We start from the raw sequence: 22,644 nt of genomic DNA, 5'->3' as shown, positions 1-22,644 counted from the left end.
GTTGCTGCGAGGTTAAGTGCGAGCGAGAAGACGCGCAAGAGTTGGCCTCAAGAAACATCGGAGCTGTAAGGAGAGTTGAGATCAACGACAGCCCAAGTGGTTAAGGGCCTGTTGCCTTCCCATGTCTTGACAGCCCTGGTCATAGGACTCAGCATCGAAGCGCTTCGAAACGTTTGCCGAAGATGCCACCGAGGGGACCCGGCGTGACAACCGACCAATTGCTGTTCCAGGTCGAGGACCTGCCATTGTCGAAGCGGGTCGAGGACCTGCTGGCCCGGCTCACGTCCGACGAGCGGATCGCCATGCTGCACCAGTTCGCGCCGGCTGTGCCGCGCCTGGGCCTGGCCCCCTTCCGTACCGGCCAGGAAGCACTGCACGGCGTCGCGTGGATGGGTCCGGCCACCGTCTTCCCGCAGGCCGTCGGCCTGGGCGCGACCTGGAACGAGGACCTGGTGCGCCGGGTCGGCGAGGCGGTGTCCACCGAGGTCCGCGCCATGCGCGGCTGGAACGAGCGGGTCGGCCTCAATGTGTGGGCCCCGACCGTCAACCTGCTGCGCGACCCGCGCTGGGGCCGCAACGAGGAGGGGTACTCCGAGGACCCCCGCCTCACCTCGGCGATCGCCACCGCCTACACCCGCGGCCTGCGCGGTGACCACCCCGTCTACTGGCGTACCGCGCCGATCCTCAAGCACTGGCTCGCCCACAACAACGAGACCGGCCGCGACCTCACCTCCTCCTCCGTGCGCCCGCGTGTGCTGCACGAGTACGACCTCGAAGCCTTCCGGGGCCCGATCGAGGCGAGCACGGCGATCGGTGTCATGCCGGCGTACAACCTGGTCAACGGCCGCCCGAACCATGTGTCGCCGCTGCTGCGCGAGCAGTTGCGCGGCTGGACCGACCGCGAGCTGGTGGTGTGCTCCGACGCCGGCGCACCCTCGAACCTGGTGAACTCCGAGCACTACTACGACACCCACGAGGAGTCCACGGCGGCCTCGCTGCGCGCCGGCGTCGACAGCTTCACCGACCACGACCAGGACTCCTCCCAGATCATCGCCCGGCTGCGCGGCGCCCTGGACAAGGGCCTGATCGACGCGTCGGACATCGACACGGCCGTCCGCCGGCTGCTGACCATGCGCTTCCTGCTCGGCGAGTTCGACTCCTCCTGCCCCTACGAGGAGATCGGCAAGGAGTCCTTCGACACCCCGGAGCACCGGGCGCTGGCCCTGGAGGCCGCCGAGCAGGCGGTCGTGCTGCTCAAGAACGACGGGCTGCTGCCGCTGGCCGCCGAGGGGACCGTGGCCGTCGTCGGGCTGCTCGCCGACGAGATCAAGCTCGACTGGTACAGCGGCAGCCTCATCGAGGGCCGCGGCCAGTCGCTGCGCGAGGCCCTGACCGAGCGGCTCGGCACCGGGAACGTGGTCTTCGCCGAGGGCGCCGACACCGTACGCCTGCGCACCGCCGACGGCGCGTGGGTGCGGGTGCCGGACGCGGTCGTGGAGGAGCGGGAGGAGCAACGGCGGGAGGAGGCGTCCTTCAACCCGGCCACCGCCGGGGGCCGTACCGATCTGCCGCCGCTGACCACCGGCGACGAGCCGAGCGACCTGGCGCTGATCGACTGGGGCGGCGGGGCAGTGACCCTGCGCGCCCCCGACGGCCACTACCTGACGGTGGCGGAGGACGGCTTCGTACGGGCCGCCGCCGAACGCCCCCACGGCTGGGTGGTGCAGGAGACGTTCAGCCTCGAACCGCACGACGGGGAGCACCTCCTCAGGCACACAGGGACCGGACAGTACGTCTATGTTGCCGCCGACGGTCTCAAGGTTGCCGAGCAGGGCACCCCCTTCACGCTGGAGGTCGTCGAGCGCGGCGAGGAGGCGGTGGCGCGGGCCGCCGCGTCCGCCGGCACGGTGATCGTCGTCGCCGGCAACGACGCGCACATCAACGGCCGCGAGACCGAGGACCGCGACACCCTCGACCTGCCGCCCCAGCAGGACCGCCTCTGGCGGGCCGCGCACGCCGCCAACCCGCGCACCGCGCTTGTCGTGACCTCCGCCTACCCCTACGCCCTGCGCGACGCCGACGCCGCCCTGCCCGCCCTGCTGTGGACCGCCCACGGCGGCCAGGCGGCCGGCCCCGCCCTGGCCCGTGTGCTGTTCGGCGACGTCTCCCCCGGCGGCCGGCTCCCGCAGACCTGGTACGCCGGCGACGACGACCTGCCGAACCAGTTGCTCGACTACGACATCATCAGCGCGGGCGCGACCTACCTGTGGTTCACCGGTACGCCCCTGTACCCCTTCGGGCACGGCCTGTCGTACACGACGTTCGCGTACGACAACCTGACCGTCACCGTCGACGGGTCCGCCTTCACGACGTCCTTCACCGTCGCCAACACCGGCGACCGCGACGCCGACGAGGTCGTACAGCTCTACACCCGCGCCGTCGGCCCCCGGCTGCCCGGCCCGGTGCGCCGGCTGGCCGCCTTCGAGCGGGCCCGCCTCGCCGCCGGGGAGATCCGCGCGTTCTCCTTCACCCTGCCGCTGCGCACGCTGGGCCTGTGGGACGTCGCGCACGGCCGCTGGACGGTCGACCCGGGTACGTACGAGGTCCTGGCCGGCGGTCTGAGCGCCGGCTTCGCGGTGGCCGGCGAGGACCCGGCGCCGCGCCCGCTGCTCGTACGCGGCCTGGAGGCGGCCGACTTCGACGCCCAGAGCGCGGTCACCCTCGTGGACCGGACGAAGGTGCGCGGCGACGCCGTCGCCTCCGGCGCGGACGAGGTCGGCCGACTGGTCTTCCGCGCCTGCGACTTCGGGACGGGACCGGCCTCCGTGATCGTCGACGCGGCGCGCAGCGAGCCCGGCGAGGCCTCGGTCGAGCTGCACCTGGGCGACGGCACCGCGCTCGGCACCGTCACGGTGCCGTCCACCGGAGGCGCGTACACCTACACCGCGCTGCGCGTGGAGCCGGCCGACCCGCCGACCGGGGTTCACGACCTGCACATCACGATGCGGGGCGCGCTGCGCCTGGCGCGGCTGAGCTTCTCCGGCTGAGGGTCCGGAGAATGAGGGAGGGGCCCGGAACCGACCGAACGGTTCCGGGCCCCTGTTACGGCTGGGCGCGGGTCAGACGGCGGAGCCGGCCTTCCAGTCGCTCCAGGACAGGTTCCAGCCGTTGAGGCCGTTGTCGGCCGCGACGGTCTTGTCCTTGGAGTTCTTGACGATCACGACGTCGCCGATCATCGAGTTGGTGTAGAACCAGTAACCCGTGGTGGACGTGTCGTTGGCGCCCTTGGTGTCGCTCAGACCGATGCAGCCATGGCTGGTGTTGGAGGCGCCGAAGATCGACTTGGCGCCCCAGTAGTTGCCGTGGATGAAGGTGCCGGAGTTGGTCAGCCGGATGGCGTGCGGCACGTCCTTGATGTCGTACTCACCGTCGAAGCCCACCGAGTCCCCGTTCATCCGGGTCTCCTTGAACTTCTCCGACATCACCATCTGGCCGTTGTAGGTGGTGTTGGAGTCCGAACCGGCCGAGATCGGGATGGTCTTGACCAGCTGGCCGTCCCGGACGACCTTCATCATGTGGGTGCCGGCGTCCACCGTGGAGACCTGGCTGCGGCCGATCTTGAAGGTGATGGTCTTGGACTGGACGCCGTAGACGCCACTGGCGCCCTGGACGCCGTCCAGGTCCAGCTTGACGGTGACGGTCGAGCCGGCCTTCCAGTACTTGTCCGGACGGAAGTCCAGCCGCTGGGTGCCGAACCAGTGGCCGACGACTTCCTGGCCGCTGGTGGAGTTGACCGTGATGTGCGACTGCACGGCCTTCTTGTCGCTGATCGCCTTGTCGAAGTTGATCGACACCGGCATGCCGACACCGACGGTCGAGCCGTTCTCCGGCGTGTAGTAGCCGATGAAGCTGTTGGTCTGGGAGACCGTGGTGAAGTCGGCGTTCTCGGTGGCCTTGCGGCCCTTGGAGTCCTTGGCCTTCGCGGTGACGCTGTACTTCGTGGCCCGCTCCAGCTGCGCGTCGGGCTTCCAGCTGGTGCCGTCGCCGGATATCGTGCCCGCGACCTTGGCGCCGGTGGTGGCCACCGTCATGGTGACGGCGGTCAGCGTGCCCTTGCTGACCGCGACCTTCCCGCTGCTGTTGATGCCGGCGTTGGCGGCGCCGTCCTTCGGCGTGATCGTTATCTTCGCGTCCGAGGCGTCCTTGGCCGCCGCCGCGTCCGCCGAGGCCTGCGACTTACCGCTGCCGGAGCCGCTCGTGCTGGTACTGCCCTTGTCCCCGCCGCACGCGGTCAGCGTGAGCGCACCGCCGACCAACAGGGCTATGGTCACCAGGCCCGCGCGCCTGATGCGCCTGGGACGGTGGTCGGTGGCTATGCCGGTGCCGGTGCCGGAGTCGGACGGCTTCACACGAATCTCCAATGGTTCTTCGGTACGCGTTCCCCCAGCTCGCCTGCGCGCGTGGCTTCGCGAGCCGCGGCCCTCATTCGAGCCTCAGTCGTACGTAGTGGAACTTCCAGGGTCTTTGGTCCGTTCCCCGCTCGGAAAACTGTGGGGAACACCACGCGCCGTGACTGCTCGGCCCGTGGCACAGCAAACCCCGGACCATGATGGGCCCGGGGCCTGTGAGTCACGCACAGTCTCAGACGGCCTCAGGTGCCGTCCGGTTCCCCGCCCGCCGGGAAATCTTCGTCGTCGTAGAGATCCCACTCGTCGGAGTCGGGATCATACTCGGTGTGGGCGCAGGACCAGGACGCCTGCACCAACTCGATGCCCGGCACGGTCGTGACGAGATCGAAGGGGTCGACCAGATGGGCCAGCGCCTCCGACTCGTCCTGGTGCACGGCCGTCCGCGCCTGTGACCGCTCCTCGTCGGGGAGGTAGTCGTCGCCGCCGATCTGGTCGAGCGCGGCATCGGTCAGCTGCTCACGGTCGGTGATCTCCACGACCAGCTCGACCTGGAGGCGTACGTACGTCGGTCCGCTCTCACCACGGGGAATCTCAGTAGTGCTCATGCCACGGAGCGTAGGCGCAGCCCGTGCTCACGCCGAGGCGGCGCGCATTATGCGGACAAAGGGCCCCCGGAGGGAAGCATTCCGAGTTCGAACTTCCCTCCGGAGCCACCGGCTCACTAACATCAGCCTCCACGGTCAAGTCGCCGCTACCGCTGGGGGATCCGTTGACCACGCACCGCCCGCCCGTCTTCGTCGCCGCCGCGGCGGCAACCGTTCTCGGGGCGCTCTACTTCGTGCCCAACGCCTCCGCGAACGTCGAACACACCACGACGGCCAGAACCACCGCCACCGTGCAGCAGAACGCCGCGACGGTCGAGAAGCAGAACCAGCTGGCCGACACCGGCGGCGCCGACACCACGCCCTACCTGATCGGCGGAACCGCGTTCTTCGGCATGGGCGCCGGCCTGCTGGTCAGCGTCACCCGCCGGGCGCGCAACGCGTAGGCCGCGTCGCAGAAGCAGCGCCGGCCGTGACGGGACCGCTGCCCTACAGCAGCGGTCCCGTCACGGACTCGGCGGCCTCGGCCAGCTTTCCGTCGCGTACGAAGGCGTAGGCCGCCGCCAGGTCGGGGGCGAGGAAACGGTCCGTCCCGACCCCGGCCACGCCGGCCTCGCGTACCGCCTTGACGACCGCCTCGGTGGCCGGCGCGGCCCTCAGCACCTCGCTGCCCTGCACCCGGATCTCCAGCGCGCGCGTCGCCGCGACCAGCTCGACCGCGATGATCCGGGCCAGGTTGTCCACCGACTGCCGCAGCTTGCGCGCGGCCGACCAGCCCATCGACACATGGTCCTCCTGCATCGCCGAGGAGGGGATCGAGTCGACCGAGGCGGGCACCGCCAGCCGCTTGTTCTCGCTGACCAGGGCCGCCTGCGTGTACTGCGCGATCATCAGCCCGGAGTCCACACCCGGGTCGTCCGCCAGGAAGGCCGGCAGCCCGTGCGAACGGCTCTTGTCGAGCAGCCGGTCGGTACGCCGCTCCGCGATCGAGCCCAGGTCGGCGGCCGCGATGGCCAGGAAGTCCAGCACATAGGCGACGGGCGCGCCGTGGAAGTTGCCGTTGGACTCCACCCTGCCGTCGGGAAGCACCACCGGGTTGTCGACCGCCGAGACCAGCTCGCGGTCGGCGACCAGGCGGGCGTGCGTGACGGTGTCGCGGCCCGCGCCCGCGACCTGCGGCGCACAGCGGATCGAGTACGCGTCCTGCACCCGGGGGGCGTCGTCCTGGTGGTGGCCGGTCAGCCCCGAACCCTCCAGGATCCGCCGCATGTTCTCCGCGCTCGCGGCCTGCCCGGGGTGCGGGCGGATCGCGTGCAGCTCGGGCGCCAGCACCTTGCCGGTGCCGAGCAGCGCTTCGAGGGACAGCGCCGCGGTGATGTCGGCGGCGGTGAAGAGCCGGTCGAGGTCGGCGATGGCCATCACCAGCATGCCCAGCATGCCGTCGGTGCCGTTGATGAGGGCGAGGCCCTCCTTCTCGCGCAGCTCGACCGGGGTGATCCCGTGCTCGGCCAGCAGCTCGGGGACCGGCCGCACCGTGCCGTCGGGGCCCTCCGCCTCGCCCTCGCCCATCAGCACCAGCGCGCAGTGCGACAGCGGTGCCAGATCCCCGGAGCAGCCGAGCGAGCCGAACTCGTGGACCACGGGGGTGATCCCGGCGTTCAGCAGGGCCGCCATCGTCTCGGCCACCACCGGCCGTACCCCGGTCCGGCCCGAGGCCAGGGTCTTCAGCCGCAGGAACATCAGCGCCCGGACCACCTCGCGCTCGACGCGCGGGCCCATCCCGGCGGCGTGGGACCGTACGAGGCTGCGCTGGAGCTGCGCACGCAGTGCGGGGCTGATGTGCCGCACCGCCAGCGCCCCGAAGCCCGTCGACACGCCGTAGACCGGCTCCGGCTTCGCGGCGAGGGCCTCGATGACGTCCCGGGAGGACCGGACGCCGGCCAGCGCCTCGGTCGACAGCTCCACGCGTGCGTTCCCGCGCGCCACGGCGAGTACGTCCTGTGCGCCGACCCCACCGGACCCGATGACCACGTTATGCATATCCATATTCACGCACCTTAAGCACTGAATCGCGAGCTGTCACCTGGCAGGGCGGTCCGCCGCCCCGCCCGCCGCACGCCGCACCGCTCCCGCCCCGCCCTCCCGCGCTGCCTTCCCGCCGCTCCTACCGCTTCCCGCTACTCCCGGCCGCGGAACCGCCGCCGCTCCGTCGCCTGGCCCGGCGGCTCGTCCGCCAGCCGCACCACCGGATCCTCGGGCGCCCCGGCCCCCGCCACCACCGGCCGGTCCGAGTGCACGGCCTTCGCCCGGTACTGCGCGGCGTCCGCCAGCCGGAAGAGCCGCCGCCCCGAGGTCACCGGCCCGATGTTCTCGTCCGTGGAGGCGACGCCCACCGCGACCCCGTCCCCCAGGCCCAGCCACTTCGCCCGGTCGCACAGTTCCTCCGCCGCCCGGACCACGTCGGCCGAGGCGCGGCCGACCGACAGCAGGCAGAACTCGTCGCCGCCCAGCCGCGCCACCAGGCTCCCCGGCAGCTCCGCCCCGCACAGCGACAGCACCGACCCGAACCCGACCAGCAGCCGGTCGCCGACCGCGTGCCCGAGTTCGTCGTTGACCCGCTTGAGGCCGTTGAGGTCGCACACCACCAGGCTGACCGCGGTGCCCTCCTCCCGGTGCTGGTCGACCGCCGCCTCCAGCCGGGCGTCCACCGCCCGCCGGTTCGCCAGCCCGGTCAGCGGATCCGTGAAGGCCAGCCGCCGCACCTCGGCCAGCCGCTCGGTCTGCGCGATCCCGGCCGCGATCAGCGCGGCCAGTACGGTGGCGAACTCCGCGTCCGTCCTGTCGAACACCGGCTGACCCGCCGCCCGGGCCACGTAGAGCTCGCCCCACGCCAGGCCGTGCAGCATGATCGGCGCGACCACGCACGAGGACCGCCCGCGCCGCCGCAGCGCGGCCACCCGCTGATGGCAGTACGCCCCGCCGTTGACCGGCCCGCTCGCGTCCGCGGTCTCGACCCAGGCGTGCGGCTCCCCGCCCTCGGCCCAGCGGCCGTGCAGGAACTCCACGATCTCCGGGAAGTCCGCGATCGAGTACACCTCGTTGCGGGGCTGCGGCTCCTCCCCGTCGGTCAGCTCCCCGTCGTTGACCAGTACCCGCAGCCGCCCCCGGTCCCGCTCCCACCGGGACACCGCCGACATGGCGCCGCCCAGCGCCAGCCGGGCGGCGGTGGCGGCGGCGGCGACCGCCTCCATCGGCGTCCTGGCCGCCGCCACCGCACGCGCCAGCTCGGCGACGGCCCGCAGCCGCTCTCCTTCGCTCTTCAAGGCTCGGTTTCGCCTCCGGTCCGCTCCCCTTCGGCTCGCCCACCGGCCGGCGGCCGCCGAGCACGCCGAGGCGTTTGTACCATTTTGAGCCATAAGCCGGGGACAAGCGCGCGGCGCGCTACTCCCCCGGCCAATTGGGCGCCCGCTTGTCGTTGAACGCGGCCACGCCCTCCGCCCGGTCACCCGAGAAGGCCGTCGTGCGCCAGGCCGCGTCCTCGATGTCCAGGCCCGCCCTCAGGTCGGCGCCCTGGCCGAGCCGCAGGGCCCGCTTGGCGGCGCGCAGCCCGACCGGGGAGTTGGCGGCGATACGGCCGGCCAGCGCCAGCGCCTCCGTACGGTCCTGGCCCTCCTCCACGAGGGTGTCGACCAGCCCCAGCGCCAGCGCCTCGGCGGCCGGCACCCGTCGCGCCGTGAAGATCAGCTCCGCCGCCCGGGCCGATCCGACCCTGCGGGGCAGCAACTGGGTGCCGCCGCCGCCCGGGATGACGCCCACCGACACCTCGGGCAGCCCGACCAGCGCCGTCGGGTCGGCGACGATGATGTCGCAGGCCAGCGCCAGTTCGAAGCCGCCGCCCAGGGCGAAGCCGTGCAGCGCCGCCACCACCGGCATCGGCAGCTCCAGCACACCGGTGTACGCGGCCCTGGCGTACGGGCGCTGCCGAGAGAGGTCGGCGTCGGTGAAGGAGTTGCGCTCCTTCAGGTCGGCGCCCACACAGAAGGCCCGCTCGTGCGTCGAGGTGAGCACCACCGCGCTGACCGTGCGGTCCGCCGCGAGCGCCGCGCAGGCCCCGCCGATCGCCCGGGCCATCGCCGTGGACACCGCGTTCATGACCTCGGGCCGGTCCAGGACCAGCTCCGCCACCCGCTCCGCCGGCCGGCGTACCGCCACCCACTCACCGAACCGCTGCTCCGACTCCGACATCCGCCGCCGCCCCTCCGCGTTGGTTAACGACCGTGAACCACGGTCATCGTAGACGGGCGGATCAACCCCGGCGGGTGAGAAGCCAGGGTTCGACGATCCCCAGCCCGCGCACGGGCCGGCGCCACATCGGCTGGAGCGCGAAGCGGTACTTGTTCTCGGCGCCGGCCTCTATGTCCACCTCGGACACCGGGGCGTCACCGCTCTGACCGAGGGCCTGGGCCAGCTCGCCGTCCACCAGGACCGCGTCCCGGGGCGCTATCGACGTGAGCCGGCTGGCCAGGTTGACCGTGGTGCCGAAGACGTCGCCCATGCGGGTCGTGACGGTGCCGAAGGCGATCCCGACCCGCAGCGCGGGCATCGTCTCGTCGCCGGTCATGGTCTCGATCAGGCGCAGCCCGATCTCGGCCGCCGTCCCGGGATCGTCGGCGGCGTAGAGGACCTCGTCGCCCAGCGTCTTGATCAGGCGCCCGCCGTGAGCGGCGACCTGGTCGGCCGCGGTGGTCTCGAAGGCCTCGACCAGTTCGCCGAGCTCCTCCTCCTCCAGCCGCCGGGTGAGCCGCGTGAAACCCACCAGGTCGGCGAAGCCGACGGCCAGCCGGCGGTCCACGGCCTCCTCGTCGTCGGAGCGGACGACGCGGCTGGTGGACGCGGCGAGCTGCCGCCGCCAGACGTAGATCAGGAACTCCTCCAGCTCGGGCAGGAGCAGCTCCACCAGCGGGTAGGCGACCTCGGCGCGGGTCATGCCGGGCTCGGGGGGCTCGGTGAGCTCCTCCAGGAAGGAGTCGGTCTGCCATTCGGCGAGCCGGGCGGTGGTCTGGCCGGTGGACCGGGCGACCTGGATGGCGGTGGGCTCGCTGATCAGCCCGGCCTCGACCAGGCCGGACAGCCGTCGCAGGGCGATGACGTCGGCCTCGGTGAGGGCGATGGCCTGGCCGATGTCGGCGAAGCCCATGGCCCGCCAGAAGCGGGCGGCCAGTTCGACGGAGACGCCCGCGGTGCGGGCGGCCCGGAAGGGGGTGTACTGGCGCTCGGCGCCGAGGATGAGCTGCTCCAGACGCAGGGCGATGGGGTCCTCGGCCCCCAGGCCCGTCGTGCCCGCGGCGCCCGTCGTGCCCGCGGCGCCCGTCGTGCCCGTGGTGGCGCCCGCAGCGCCCGCAGCGCCCTCGGCGCCCGTCGTGCCCGTGGTGCCCTCGGTACCTGTGGCGGCGTCCTCGGCCGCGTCCGGCCCGGGGTCGTCGTCGGTGTCCCCGGCGCCCGCCGCGTTGTCCCCGGTCACCGCCCGCCCCCTCTTCGGTCCCTGCGCGTGCGCACTGCCCTTCCGATCACTGGGTCGGCTGCCGCCTCAACGATACGGCAGGTGTGCTGTAGCTCACTCTCACACACCGCTGCGCAGATGTACGACGTCGCCCGCGCCGACCGCTCTTTCCTGGTACCCGTCGGACGCGATGACCAGCCGCCCGTCGTCGTCGACCGCCACCGCCTTCCCGGTCACCGTCTCGCCGCCCGGCAGCTCGGCCCGTACCGTCCGCCCCAGCGTCACGCAACCGGCGGCGTAGGCCTGCCGCAGCCGGGAGACGTCCGGGTCGCCGCCGGCCGAACGCCACTCGCCGTACCAGTCGGCCAGCGAGCGCAGCACCGCCCGCAGCAGCGGATCGCGGTCCGTGCCCTGGGCGCCGGCCAGCGCCAGCGACCCGGCGGCCGGGACCGGCAGTTCGTCCTCGCGGAGCGTCACATTGAGCCCGATGCCGATGACCACGCCGTCGCCCGCCGGGGAGTTCACCCGCTCGGCGAGGATGCCGCCGGTCTTGCGCTCCTCGCCGTCGATGGTGACCAGCAGGTCGTTGGGCCATTTGAGGCCGGTGTCGACGCCCCCGGCCCGCGCGACGGCGGTGGCGGTGGCGACCCCGGCCAGCAGCGGCAGCCAGCCCCAGCGCCGCACCGGCACCTCGGCGGGCCGCAGGAGTACGGAGAAGAAGAGCCCGGAACGCGGCGGCGCCGTCCACTGCCGGTCGAGGCGGCCGCGGCCCGCGGTCTGCTCCTCGGCGACCAGCACGGCGCCCTCCGCCGCCCCCTGCCGGGCGCGGGCCGCCAGGTCGGAGTTGGTGGAGCCGGTGGCCGCGACCACGTCCACGGCGGTCCACAGGCCGTCCGGGGCGACGATCGCGCGCTGCAGCGCCACCGCGTTCAGCGGCGGCCGGTCGAGGTCGGACCAGCGGTTCGAGGTCATGGGTCCCACCCTACGAGCGGGAGTGTGTCGAACGCCGCACTGCTCGCGGAGCAGCCACGCGGTTACGCTACGAAAGCAAGGTTACTCGCCAGTCAATCGCGACCCGCCGAGAGCAGGAGAGCCGCCTCCCATGGCCGTGCCGGAGTACGCCCCCGAAAAAGACCAGAGCAGCCACACCACCGCGGGCAAGCTCGCGGATCTGCGCCGCCGTATCGACGAGGCCACCCACGCAGGCTCCGCGCGGGCCGTCGAGAAGCAGCACGCCAAGGGCAAGCTCACGGCCCGTGAGCGCATCGAACTACTGCTGGACGAGGGCTCGTTCACCGAACTGGACGAGCTGGCCCGGCACCGCAGCACCAACTTCGGCCTGGAGAAGACCCGGCCGTACGGCGACGGCGTCGTCACCGGCTACGGAACCGTCGACGGCCGCCCGGTCGCGGTGTTCTCCCAGGACTTCACCGTCTTCGGCGGCGCGCTCGGCGAGGTGTACGGCCAGAAGATCGTCAAGGTCATGGACTGGGCCCTGAAGAACGGCTGCCCCGTCATCGGCATCAACGACTCCGGCGGCGCCCGCATCCAGGAGGGCGTCAGCGCGCTGGGCCTGTACGGCGAGATCTTCCGCCGCAACACCCATGCGTCGGGCGTCATTCCGCAGATCTCGCTGATCGTCGGGCCGTGTGCCGGCGGTGCGGTCTACTCCCCGGCGATCACCGACTTCGTGGTGATGGTGGATCAGACCTCGCACATGTTCATCACCGGGCCCGACGTCATCAAGACCGTCACCGGTGAGGACGTCGGCTTCGAGGAGCTGGGTGGCGCCCGCGCGCACAACTCGGTCTCCGGCGTGGCCCACCACATGTCGGGCGACGAGAAGGACGCCATCGAGTACGTCAAGGCGATCCTGTCCTACCTGCCGAGCAACAACCTCGAAGAACCCCCGGCGTACCCGGCCGAGGAGGACCTCGCGCCGGACCCCGAACTCGACACCCTCATCCCGGACTCCGCCAACCAGCCCTACGACATGCACAAGGTCATCGAGCATGTCCTGGACGACGGCGAGTTCCTGGAGACCCAGGCCCTGTTCGCGCCCAACATCCTCACCGGCTTCGGCCGTGTCGAGGGCCGCCCGGTCGGCCTGGTCGCCAACCAGCCGATGCAGTTCGCCGGCTGCCTGGACATCGACGCCAGCGAGAAGGCCGCGCGCTTCGTCCGCACCTGCGACAGCTTCAACGTCCCGGTGATCACCTTCGTGGACGTCCCCGGCTTCCTGCCCGGCGTCGGCCAGGAGCACGAGGGCATCATCCGGCGCGGCGCCAAGCTGATCTACGCGTACGCGGAGGCCACGGTCCCGCTGATCACCGTGATCACCCGGAAGGCCTTCGGCGGCGCCTACGACGTCATGGGCTCCAAGCACCTGGGCGCCGACCTCAACCTGGCCTGGCCGACCGCCCAGATCGCCGTCATGGGCGCCCAGGGCGCCGTCAACATCCTGCACCGCCGCACCCTCGCCGGGGCCGAGACGCCCGAGGAGACGGAGGCGCTGCGCGCCCGGCTCATCGCGGACTACGAGGACACCCTGCTCAACCCGTACATCGCCGCCGAGCGCGGCTATGTCGACGCGGTGATCGTGCCGTCCGAGACCCGCAGCCACCTGGTGCGGGCCCTGCGGACGCTGCGCAACAAGCGCGAGAGCCTGCCGCCGAAGAAGCACGGCAACATCCCCCTCTAAGGAGCGTGCTCGCCATGGTCATCAAGGTCGAACGGGGCAACCCCACACCCGAGGAGCTCGCGGCCGTCGTCGCCCTGGTCCAGGCGCGGGCCGCCGCCGGTGCCTCCGGCGGTGCCGACGGTTCCGACGGCGGCCCACGTCCCCTGGACGAATGGGCATCCCCCGCGCGGAACGTGCCCGGCCGCGCGCCGCACCCCGGGCCGGGGGCCTGGCGCGCCACGTACTGGCCGCGCTGAGACGTCGTGGTGCCGGTCCGGGGCCTCCGGTGCGGAGGCCCCGGACCGGCATGTTCACGTGCGTGACGGGCTCTTTCGTCGCGTTGCCCGGCATGCCGCACACACATACGCGGAGCGTCCAGGACCCCCACCCTCCCCCAGCCTTCGGCCGGGGGTGCCCCCAACGACCCCGGCCCTCCCCGGGTTGTGGGTAGGCCGTCCGCCCGGGCCGCGGCGGTCGGTTACCCGGGGAAATGGGGGCCGCCTGAGTACTCGTACTCAGGCGCCGCCGCGGTCCGCGCGCAAGCCTGGACGCATGCTGTGGTCCGACCCGTCCGAGGAGCCCCCCGAGGAGCTGCGCCGCGCGCAGGCGATGATGCGCCGGGCGATCTGGCTCATCGCGGTGGCCATGCCGGTCATCATGTTCATCGTCGGCTGGCGGGTCTGACCGCTTCACTACGATGGCGGGCATGACCAACGCCTGCCGCACCCTCGTCCTCGCCTCCGCGTCTCCCGCCCGGCTCGGCCTGCTGCGGCACGCGGGGCTCGATCCGCAGGTCGTCGTCAGCGGTGTCGACGAGGACGCGATCACCGCGGCCACCCCGGGCGAGCTGGCCCGGGTGCTGGCCGAGGCGAAGGCGGACGCGGTCGCGGACCGGCTGTCCGGCGGCGAGTTGGTGATCGGCTGCGACTCCGTGCTGGAGCTCGACGGCGAGGCCTTCGGCAAGCCCGCCGACGCCGAAGCCGCCATCGCCCGCTGGAAGTCGATGCGGGGACGGTCCGGCGTGCTGCGGACCGGCCACTGTGTCGTGGACCTCGCCACCGGCCGCCGGGTCTCCGCGACCGCGTCCACCACCGTCCGTTTCGGCAGCCCCGACGACGCGGAGATCGCCGCCTACGTCGCCTCCGGCGAACCCCTGTCCGTCGCCGGTGCCTTCACTCTCGACGGCCGTTCCGCGCCGTTCGTCGACGGTATCGACGGTGACGCCGGGAACGTCATCGGGCTGTCGCTGCCGCTGCTGCGCCGGCTGCTGGCCGACCTGGGGGTGCGGATCACCGACCTGTGGGTTCAGGCGGCGGCGGGCGCCACCGGGGGCGGTGCGGCGGCGGGCTCCTCGACGCCCGCGTAGAGCAGCAGGCTCAGCACGATCAGCCCGAAGATCAGCATCATCAGCACATACGCCGGCCACCCCAGCAGTCCCACGACCGCCGCGCCCAGCACCACATGGAGCACGGCCGCCGCCACGAGCAGCAGCCGTCCGGCCCGGCCGGGGCGCCGGTCGTGGCGGGCGGCGCGGCCCAGGACGACGGCGCAGGTGATCAGGAAGACCGCGAGAAGGCCGCCGGCTACCCAGGCGCCGGCGGCCATCGCGTCCGGGGCGAGCCCGGCGAGGGACATGGCCTGGTGCCGTACGGCGAGGCCCATGACCCAGTTGACGAAGGCGAGCCCGAACGCCTCAAGAAACAGCACCACCGCCGCCGTAACGGCAACGCCTCGTCGCACCCCGCCCACCACCCCTATTACCGCCGGTACCTGGCATCCTGCACGCTACTAACGGGTAAGTCCTGCGGCAAGAGTTCTGACGGTGCCACCCGTACGGGGCGGGCGTAGGGCAAAGTTTTCCCCGTGCCTTCGTGGAGTTCCCACAAAGGTGGCACCCCGTCGGACACGGTGGTGAACAGAGATCCAGCTCACTCAAGCGTGGTGCAAGCGCCCGGAGATATACGGCCGTAGCGTGGAATTACGCGGCAATACGACACCGCTGCCGCGTCCGGATCACCCTCCGTGTGGGCAAGCTCACCCCTAGGGGTGCCTCGGCACGAAGTGTCACCAGTACCTAAACTCGGCTTGTTTCAAGGAGGGAGCCATCGTGCGCAAGGTGCTCATCGCCAACCGCGGTGAAATCGCAGTCCGCGTCGCCCGGGCCTGCCGGGACGCCGGGATCGCCAGCGTTGCCGTCTACGCAGAACCCGACCGGGACGCGCTGCATGTCCGCGCGGCCGACGAGGCCTACGCGCTGGGCGGAGACACCCCGGCGAGCAGCTATCTGGATGTCGCCAAAGTCCTGGGCGCGGCCGCCGAGTCGGGTGCCGACGCCGTTCACCCCGGCTACGGGTTCCTGTCGGAGAACGCCGAGTTCGCGCAGGCGGTGATCGACGCCGGGCTGACCTGGATCGGTCCCCCGCCGCAGGCGATCCGCGACCTCGGCGACAAGGTGGCCGCCCGGCACATCGCCCAGCGCGCCGGCGCGCCCCTGGTCGCCGGCACCCCCGACCCGGTGTCCGGGGCGGACGAGGTGGTGGCATTCGCGGAGCAGCACGGTCTGCCGATCGCGATCAAGGCCGCCTTCGGCGGCGGCGGGCGCGGCCTGAAGGTCGCCCGCAACCTGGAGGAAGTGCCGGAGCTGTACGAGTCCGCCGTGCGCGAGGCCGTCGCGGCCTTCGGGCGGGGCGAGTGCTTCGTGGAGCGCTACCTGGACCGGCCCCGGCACGTGGAGACCCAGTGCCTGGCCGACCAGCACGGCAACGTGGTGGTCGTCTCCACCCGTGACTGCTCGCTCCAGCGCCGCCACCAGAAGCTCGTGGAGGAGGCCCCGGCCCCCTACCTGAGCGACGCGCAGAACGCCGAGCTGTACCGCGCGTCCAAGGCGATCCTGCGCGAGGCGGGCTATGTCGGCGCCGGCACCTGCGAGTTCCTGGTCGCCGTCGACGGCACGATCTCCTTCCTGGAGGTCAACACCCGCCTCCAGGTGGAGCACCCGGTGAGCGAGGAGGTCACCGGCATCGACCTGGTCCGCGAGATGTTCCGGATCGCCGACGGCGAGGAACTGGGTTACGACGACCCGCCGCTGCGCGGTCACTCCTTCGAGTTCCGGATCAACGGCGAGGACCCGGGCCGTAACTTCCTGCCCGCCCCCGGCACCGTGACGCGGTTCGCGCCGCCGTCCGGCCCCGGTGTGCGGCTGGACGCGGGCGTGGAGTCCGGTTCGGTCATCGGCCCCGCGTGGGACTCGCTGCTGGCCAAGCTGGTCGTCACCGGTGCCACCCGCGAGCAGGCCCTCCAGCGGGCCTCCCGCGCGCTGGCCGAGTTCGAGGTCGAGGGCATGGCCACCGCCATCCCGTTCCACCGCAAGGTGGTCACCGACCCCGCGTTCGCCCCCGCCGAGGGCCCGTTCACGATCCACACGCGCTGGATCGAGACCGAGTTCGCCAACGACATCCCGGCCTTCGCCACCCCCGTGGCCGACGACGAGGCCGAGGAGGCCGGTCGCGAGACCGTCGTCGTCGAGGTCGGCGGCAAGCGCCTGGAGGTCTCCCTCCCGGCGTCGCTGGGCATGACGCTGGCCCGTACCGCGGCCGCCGGCGGCGCCCGCCCCAAGCGGCGCGCGACCAAGAAGGCCGGCTCCGCCGCCTCCGGCGACACCCTCGCCTCCCCGATGCAGGGCACCATCGTCAAGGTGGCCGTCGAGGAGGGCCAGGAGGTCAAGGAGGGCGACCTCATCGTGGTCCTGGAGGCCATGAAGATGGAGCAGCCGCTGAACGCCCACCGTTCCGGCACCGTCAAGGGCCTGAACGCCGAGGTGGGTTCCTCGGTGTCGTCCGGCGCGGCGATCTGCGAGATCAAGGACTGACCCGCACCACGCGCGGATGACAGGGCTCCGGGTGGTCGTGACGACCACCCGGAGCCCTGTCACGTCACGGGGTCCGGCCCTCGGCGCGCGCCGGCCGGGGTGTGCCGGTCCGCATGGTCAGCAGCAGCAGCGAGGCCAGTACCGCGAATCCGGCCGCCGTCCCCAGCGCGGCGATCACGCCGTCGGCGAAGGCGTCCGGGCCGCCGTGCCGGGCGACCGTGCCGAAGACGGTGACCTGGACGGACAGACCGAGGGTGCCGCCGATCTGCTGGAAGGTCTGGAGCAGCCCGGAGGCCGAGCCCGCGTCACGCGGTTCGACACCGGACAGGATCAGGGTGTTGAGCGGCATCGTCACAAAGCCCAGCCCGAGCCCGACCAGGGCCAGCGGGCCGGCGAGTCCGCTGAGGTAGCCCTCCCCGGTGTCGAGGGTGGCGAGCCACAGCATCCCGGCGAGGCCGGTCATCAGCCCGCCGACGGCGGTCCGCTTGGCGCCGAAGCGTACGACGGCCTTCGGGGCGGTCCTGGCGGCGGCGAAGAGCAGCACGGTCATCGGCAGGAACGCGGCTCCGGTGCGCAGCGGGCTGTAGCCGCTGACCGTCTCCATGTACTGGGTGACGAAGTAGAAGATCCCGAACATGCCGGCCGGCACCAGGAAGTAGCAGCTGTACGCGATCACCCTGGTCCGGTCCGTGAACAGCCGCATGACGACCAGGGGGCGTTCGGCCCGGGTCTCGTTGATCAGGAAGGCGGCCAGCAGCAGCACGGCGACGGTGAAGGCGCCGAGAGCCCCGTGGTCGCCCCAGCCGCGCTCGGCGACCCGGATGAACCCGTACACCAGGGACCCGGTGCCGAGCGTGCCGGTGACGGCGCCGGCGATGTCGAAGCGGCCGCCGCCGCGGTGCCGGTCGGTCTCGGCGATGTGGCGCGGGGCGAGCAGCAGGATCGCGGCGCCGATCGGGATGTTGATGAAGAAGATCCACCGCCAGGAGCCCCACTCGGTGAGGGCGCCGCCCAGGATCAGGCCGATCGACGAACCCGCCCCGGAGACGGCGGAGAAGACGCTCAGCGCCTTCTGGCGGTCGGTGCCCTCGCGGAAGGTGGTAGCGATCAGGGCGAGGGTGCTGGGCGCGGCCAGGGCGGCGGAGACGCCCTGGAGCAGCCGGGCCGCCAGCAGCCACGCCGGCCCGGTGGCCAGGCCGCCCATGACGGAGGCGAGGGTGAACGCGGCCACCCCGGCCTGCAGCGCGGTGCGGCGGCCGATCAGGTCGCCGATCCTGCTGCCCAGGAGCAGCAGTCCGCCGAACGCCAGGATGTAGATGTTCAGTACCCAGGACCGGCCGGTGGTGGAGAAGCCCAGGTCGTGGCCGATGCCGGGGATGGCGACGTTCACCACGGTCATGTCGAGCAGCAGCATCAGCTGGGTGCCGACGATGGCGGACAGGGCGAGCATGGAACGTTGTCGGCGCGCCGGACCGGGTGTGCGGGCAGGCGTCGTCGTACGAAGGGAGGGAGTGGACATGGGACGTAAGCCTCCAGCGGAGAACCCAAGAAACGGAGGTTGCCTCCGCTCAATATACGGAGGTAGCCTCCGGATTTACAATGGGATTCTCGCCCCGTAAGGAATTCGACCGGGCCACGACGCTACGGAGACGGTGCCGATGACCACAGGCAAGCAGGCCGCCGCAGACCGCCCCCCGCGGCCGATGCGGGCCGACGCCCGGCGCAACTACGAACGGCTGCTCACCGAGGCACGTCAGGCGTTCATCGTCCACGGCACCGAGGCACCCCTGGAGGACATCGCCCGCCACGCGGGCGTCGGCATCGGCACGCTCTACCGTCACTTCCCGAACCGCTACGCGCTCATGGACGCGGTCTTCGAGGAGGAGACAGCCGTGCTCGTGACCCGGGCCGCCGGCATGCTGGACGCGGAATCACCGATCGACGCGCTCCGGGAATGGCTGGCCGCCTATGCCGTCCACTCCTCGCACTACCGCGGCCTCGCCGTGGCCCTGATGGAGGCGGACGAGGGCCGGATGCCCGCCTGCAAGGGTGCCGCCATCGCGGCGGCGGACCAGTTGCTGGTCCGCGCCCAGCAGGCGGGGCAGGCACGCGACGATGTCGCCATCGCCGACGTGTTGCGGCTGACCAGCGCCATCGTGGTCGCCGCCGAACGCAACCCGGCGGACCACCGGGGCACCTTCCAGCGCCTGATGGCCCTGGCCATGGACGGCGTCCGCACCCGCCCGACGGAGTCCTGACCGCCGCCCTGCCCGGCCTCGGGCAGGGCGGGCGAAGTGCCGGGGCACGACCGCGCCCCGTCCGGGGCGCGGCACGGCGCACCGGCACTTCGCGCGAAGCGGTGCTCAGCGCCGGGCGTCGGCGCCGCGCATCAGCTCCGGGCGCTCAGCGCCGCCGGGGTGCCAGGTCGGCGATACGGGCGGCCTGTTCGCCTCCGAGCTGGCCGGCGGCCGCGCGCAACTGCGGTGCCTGCCCGCCGTGTCCGGCGACCGGCAGCGGGTGCCGTCGCGGCCCCGGCACCGGCGGCAGGTCGCGTTCGCGCCGGCGACCGCCGGGCGGCGTGCCCCCGGACATGCCCTCGCCGCTCAGCGGGGCGACGGCGACATGGACCCCGCGGTCCGCGAGGGCCTGGAGTTCGGTGGCGGCCCGCTCGTCCCCCGGCGGGGGCTCGTTGGTGACCAGCCGGGTGACCACGTCGGTCGGCACGGTCTGGAACATGGTGTCCGTACCGAGCTTGGTGTGGTCGGCGAGCACCACGACCTCCGCCGCCGCCTGGACCAGGGCCCGGTCGACGCTGGCGGAGAGCATGTTGGAGGTGGACAGCCCGCGCTCCGCGGTGAGGCCCGCTCCGGACAGGAAGGCGCGGGTCACCCGCAGCCCCTGGAGGGACTGCTCCGCACCGCTGCCGACCAGGGCGTAGTTGGAGCCGCGCAGGGTGCCGCCGGTCATGACGACCTCGACACGGTTGGCGTGCGCGAGCGCCTGGGCCACCAGCAGGGAGTTGGTGACCACGGTGAGCCCCGGCACCCGCGCGAGCCGGCGGGCCAGCTCCTGCGTGGTGGTGCCGGCGCCGACCACGATGGCCTCGCCCTCTTCTACGAGGCTCGCCGCGAGATCGGCGATGGCCGTCTTCTCCGCGGCCGCTAGATGGGATTTCTGCGGAAAACCGGACTCTCTGGTGAAGCCACCCGGCAGTACCGCACCGCCATGCCGGCGGTCGAGCAGTCCTTCTGCCTCCAGCGCCCGCACGTCCCGCCGTACGGTTACTTCGGAGGTCTGGACGACGCGGGCGAGCTCACGGAGCGACACGGCCCCGTTGGCACGCACCATTTCGAGGATCAGTTGGCGACGTTCTGCTGCGAACACGAAACTGACAGTAATGCCAATGACCGTCTGCTATCAGCAGTTTGCACGGAATAACAGAAGTTGTTCGCGAAAACGGGCGTGAAGTGCTATACGGACACTCGCCGTTCGAACTACCGGACGTCCCTACAGCTCGGCGGCCGACTTCCGGGTGTGCAACTGCCGTGCGACCTCGGCGATCGATCCCGACAGGGAAGGGTAGACCGTGAACGCCTTGGCGATCTGCTCGACCGTCAGGTTGTTGTCCACCGCGATCGAGATGGGGTGGATCAGCTCGCTCGCCCGCGGCGCGACCACCACACCGCCCACCACGATGCCGGTGCCCGGCCGGCAGAACAGCTTCACGAAGCCGTCCCGGATGCCCTGCATCTTGGCGCGCGGGTTGCGCAGCAGCGGCAGCTTCACGCAGCGCGCGTCGATCAGGCCGGCGTCGACGTCCGCCTGGGTGTAGCCGACGGTGGCGATCTCCGGGTCGGTGAAGACGTTCGACGACACCGTCTTGAGGTTGAGCGGCGCCACCGCGTCGCCCAGGAAGTGGTACATCGCGATCCGGCCCTGCATGGCCGCCACCGAGGCGAGCGCGAAGACACCGGTGACGTCCCCGGCCGCGTACACGCCGGGCGCGGTGGTCCGGGACACCTTGTCGGTCCAGATGTGGCCGGAGTCCTTGAGCTTGACCCCGGACTCCTCCAGACCCATGGCACCGGTGTTGGGGATGGCGCCGACCGCCATCAGGCAGTGGCTGCCGGTGATGACCCGGCCGTCGGCCAGCGTCACCTCGACCTTGTCACCCGCCCGTCCCTCCTTGCCCGCCTTCGGCGAGGAGGGTCCCTCCGTGGTGAACGGCCCCGGAACCCGCTTCGCGGAAACCGCACGCGAGCGCGCCATGACGTTCATACCGCGACGCCGGAAGACGTCCTCCAGCACCGCCGCCGCGTCCGGGTCCTCGCCCGGGAGCACGCGGTCGCGGGAGGAGACCAGCGTCACCTTGGAGCCGAGCGCCTGGTAGGCCCCCGCGAACTCGGCGCCCGTGACACCGGAACCGACCACGATCAGCTCCTCCGGGAGCTCGTCGAGGTCGTAGACCTGGGTCCAGTTCAGGATCCGCTCGCCGTCCGGCAGCGCGTCGGGCAGCTCGCGCGGACGGCCGCCGGTCGCGATCAGCACGGCGTCCGCGGTCAGCGTCTCGCTCGTGCCGTCGGCGGCCTCCACGACCACCTTCCGCGAGCCGTCGAGGTCCTGCCCGCCGTCGAGCCGGCCCCGGCCGCGCATGACGCGGGCCCCGGCACGGGTCACCGAGGCCGTGATGTCGTGCGACTGGGCGAGCGCCAGGCGCTTGACGCGCCGGTTGACCTTGCCCAGGTCCACGCCGACCACCCGGGCCGCCTGCTCCAGGGGCGGGGTGTCGTCGGCCACGATGATGCCCAGCTCCTCGTACGACGAGTCGAAGGTGGTCATCACCTCCGCCGTCGCGATCAGAGTCTTCGACGGCACGCAGTCGGTCAGCACCGACGCCCCGCCGAGACCGTCGCAGTCGACGACGGTCACCTCCGCGCCGAGCTGGGCGGCAACGAGTGCCGCCTCGTATCCGCCGGGTCCTCCACCAATGATCACGATCCGAGTCACGTACCCCATTGTCCCGCACGCGCCAAGTGATCACTTACGGGGGCCGCACCCCGCTCCCGTACTCTCGTGACCATGTCGCTCTACGCCGCGTACGCCGGCAACCTCGACGCCCGCCTCATGACCCGCCGCGCCCCGCACTCCCCGCTGCGCGGCACCGGGTGGCTGACCGGCTGGCGGCTCACCTTCGGCGGCGAGCAGATGGGCTGGGAAGGCGCGCTGGCCACCCTCGTCGAGGACCCCCTGCACCAGGTCTTCGTCGGCCTCTACGACATCGCCCCCGTCGACGAGGACTCCATGGACCGCTGGGAGGGCGTACCGCTGGGCATCTACCGCCGCGCCCTCGTGCGCGCCCACACCCTCGACGGCGACATCTCCGCCTGGGTCTACGTCCTCAACGACTACGAGGGCGGCCTGCCCTCGGCCCGCTACCTCGGCGAACTCGCCGACGCGGCGGAGTCCGCGGGCGCACCGCACGACTACGTGATGGAGCTGCGCAAGCGCCCCTGCTGAAGCACCCCCTGTTTTTGCGGCGGCTTCGCCTCCGCTGCGCTCAGCCACCGGCCCGGGACCGCGGACGC

20 protein-coding genes are annotated in these 22,644 nt (G+C 72.0%); 9 read left to right on the top strand and 11 right to left on the bottom strand.

Going from position 1 to position 22,644, the window contains the following annotated elements; translation table 11 throughout:
* Positions 1-182 precede the first annotated feature (182 nt).
* Positions 183-3,047 (top strand): glycoside hydrolase family 3 C-terminal domain-containing protein, encoded by a 2,865-nt coding sequence (locus RWE79_RS24455; RefSeq protein WP_475942196.1) that lies wholly within the window; start codon positions 183-185, stop codon positions 3,045-3,047.
* 72 nt (positions 3,048-3,119) lie between these two features.
* Here RWE79_RS24455 and RWE79_RS24450 read toward each other — a convergent pair whose 3' ends face one another.
* Together RWE79_RS24450 and RWE79_RS24445 are read right to left on the bottom strand one after the other, a co-directional pair.
* Positions 3,120-4,376: a L,D-transpeptidase gene (locus tag RWE79_RS24450; protein WP_475946074.1), complete on the bottom strand. Its 1,257-nt coding sequence runs from the start codon at positions 4,374-4,376 to the stop codon at positions 3,120-3,122.
* Positions 4,377-4,651: 275 nt separating this feature from the next.
* Positions 4,652-5,014, bottom strand: a complete 363-nt coding sequence (locus RWE79_RS24445) for a hypothetical protein (protein ID WP_475942195.1) — start codon at positions 5,012-5,014, stop codon at positions 4,652-4,654.
* 164 nt (positions 5,015-5,178) lie between these two features.
* On the opposite strand from RWE79_RS24445, the gene RWE79_RS24440 reads away from it, so the two are divergent.
* Positions 5,179-5,457 (top strand): hypothetical protein, encoded by a 279-nt coding sequence (locus tag RWE79_RS24440; RefSeq protein WP_475942194.1) that lies wholly within the window; start codon positions 5,179-5,181, stop codon positions 5,455-5,457.
* A gap of 43 nt (positions 5,458-5,500) precedes the next feature.
* Here the strand turns inward: RWE79_RS24440 and hutH are convergent, their stop codons facing one another.
* The 5 genes from hutH to RWE79_RS24415 all read right to left on the bottom strand — a co-directional run bounded on the left by hutH (position 5,501) and on the right by RWE79_RS24415 (position 11,483).
* Positions 5,501-7,051, bottom strand: a complete 1,551-nt coding sequence (hutH, locus tag RWE79_RS24435) for a histidine ammonia-lyase (RefSeq protein WP_475946072.1) — start codon at positions 7,049-7,051, stop codon at positions 5,501-5,503.
* A 137-nt stretch (positions 7,052-7,188) separates the two neighbouring features.
* Entirely contained in the window at positions 7,189-8,262 is a 1,074-nt protein-coding gene (locus tag RWE79_RS24430) for a GGDEF domain-containing protein (protein WP_475946070.1), read from the bottom strand.
* 190 nt (positions 8,263-8,452) lie between these two features.
* Positions 8,453-9,256 (bottom strand): enoyl-CoA hydratase/isomerase family protein, encoded by an 804-nt coding sequence (locus RWE79_RS24425; RefSeq protein WP_475942193.1) that lies wholly within the window; start codon positions 9,254-9,256, stop codon positions 8,453-8,455.
* Positions 9,257-9,317: 61 nt separating this feature from the next.
* Positions 9,318-10,532, bottom strand: a complete 1,215-nt coding sequence (locus tag RWE79_RS24420) for an adenylate/guanylate cyclase domain-containing protein (RefSeq protein ID WP_475942192.1) — start codon at positions 10,530-10,532, stop codon at positions 9,318-9,320.
* A 99-nt stretch (positions 10,533-10,631) separates the two neighbouring features.
* Positions 10,632-11,483 (bottom strand): biotin--[acetyl-CoA-carboxylase] ligase, encoded by an 852-nt coding sequence (locus RWE79_RS24415; protein WP_475942191.1) that lies wholly within the window; start codon positions 11,481-11,483, stop codon positions 10,632-10,634.
* Between the two features lie 130 nt (positions 11,484-11,613).
* Between RWE79_RS24415 and RWE79_RS24410 the strand changes: the two genes are divergently transcribed.
* The 4 genes from RWE79_RS24410 (at position 11,614) to RWE79_RS24395 (ending at position 14,557) form a co-directional block, all read left to right on the top strand.
* Positions 11,614-13,212 carry an acyl-CoA carboxylase subunit beta gene (locus tag RWE79_RS24410; protein WP_475942190.1) on the top strand — a complete coding sequence of 533 codons (1,599 nt, stop codon included), beginning with the start codon at positions 11,614-11,616 and terminating at the stop codon, positions 13,210-13,212.
* Positions 13,213-13,226: 14 nt separating this feature from the next.
* Complete coding sequence (locus tag RWE79_RS24405; RefSeq protein WP_475942189.1) at positions 13,227-13,448, top strand: acyl-CoA carboxylase subunit epsilon; 222 nt, start codon at positions 13,227-13,229, stop codon at positions 13,446-13,448.
* A gap of 295 nt (positions 13,449-13,743) precedes the next feature.
* Entirely contained in the window at positions 13,744-13,875 is a 132-nt protein-coding gene (gene mmpB, locus RWE79_RS24400) for a morphogenic membrane protein MmpB (RefSeq protein WP_475942188.1), read from the top strand.
* Between the two features lie 22 nt (positions 13,876-13,897).
* Positions 13,898-14,557 carry a nucleoside triphosphate pyrophosphatase gene (locus RWE79_RS24395; RefSeq protein WP_475942187.1) on the top strand — a complete coding sequence of 220 codons (660 nt, stop codon included), beginning with the start codon at positions 13,898-13,900 and terminating at the stop codon, positions 14,555-14,557.
* Here RWE79_RS24395 and RWE79_RS24390 read toward each other — a convergent pair.
* A complete protein-coding gene (locus RWE79_RS24390; protein ID WP_475942186.1) occupies positions 14,497-14,898 on the bottom strand; it encodes a hypothetical protein in 402 nt (133 codons plus the stop codon). The two genes, RWE79_RS24395 and RWE79_RS24390, sit on opposite strands and share 61 nt — an antisense overlap.
* Positions 14,899-15,298: 400 nt before the next feature.
* Between RWE79_RS24390 and RWE79_RS24385 the strand changes: the two genes are divergently transcribed.
* Positions 15,299-17,059: an acetyl/propionyl/methylcrotonyl-CoA carboxylase subunit alpha gene (locus RWE79_RS24385; RefSeq protein ID WP_475942185.1), complete on the top strand. Its 1,761-nt coding sequence runs from the start codon at positions 15,299-15,301 to the stop codon at positions 17,057-17,059.
* 64 nt (positions 17,060-17,123) lie between these two features.
* Here RWE79_RS24385 and RWE79_RS24380 read toward each other — a convergent pair whose 3' ends face one another.
* Complete coding sequence (locus RWE79_RS24380) at positions 17,124-18,578, bottom strand: MFS transporter (protein WP_475942184.1); 1,455 nt, start codon at positions 18,576-18,578, stop codon at positions 17,124-17,126.
* A 139-nt stretch (positions 18,579-18,717) separates the two neighbouring features.
* Here RWE79_RS24380 and RWE79_RS24375 point away from each other — a divergent pair, with 139 nt between their 5' ends.
* Positions 18,718-19,317, top strand: coding sequence for a TetR/AcrR family transcriptional regulator (locus RWE79_RS24375; protein WP_475942183.1), 600 nt, complete (start codon positions 18,718-18,720; stop codon positions 19,315-19,317).
* A 145-nt stretch (positions 19,318-19,462) separates the two neighbouring features.
* Here the strand turns inward: RWE79_RS24375 and RWE79_RS24370 are convergent, their stop codons facing one another.
* Both RWE79_RS24370 and RWE79_RS24365 read right to left on the bottom strand, forming a co-directional pair.
* Positions 19,463-20,443, bottom strand: coding sequence for a DeoR/GlpR family DNA-binding transcription regulator (locus RWE79_RS24370; protein ID WP_475942182.1), 981 nt, complete (start codon positions 20,441-20,443; stop codon positions 19,463-19,465).
* Between the two features lie 123 nt (positions 20,444-20,566).
* Entirely contained in the window at positions 20,567-22,075 is a 1,509-nt protein-coding gene (locus tag RWE79_RS24365; protein ID WP_475942181.1) for an NAD(P)H-quinone dehydrogenase, read from the bottom strand.
* Between the two features lie 63 nt (positions 22,076-22,138).
* On the opposite strand from RWE79_RS24365, the gene RWE79_RS24360 reads away from it, so the two are divergent.
* Complete coding sequence (locus tag RWE79_RS24360; protein WP_475942180.1) at positions 22,139-22,576, top strand: gamma-glutamylcyclotransferase family protein; 438 nt, start codon at positions 22,139-22,141, stop codon at positions 22,574-22,576.
* Positions 22,577-22,644: the final 68 nt, after the last annotated feature.

Source organism: Streptomyces sp. RLA131, from assembly GCF_056270125.1.
This window is presented reverse-complemented; position numbering and strand designations above follow the sequence as displayed.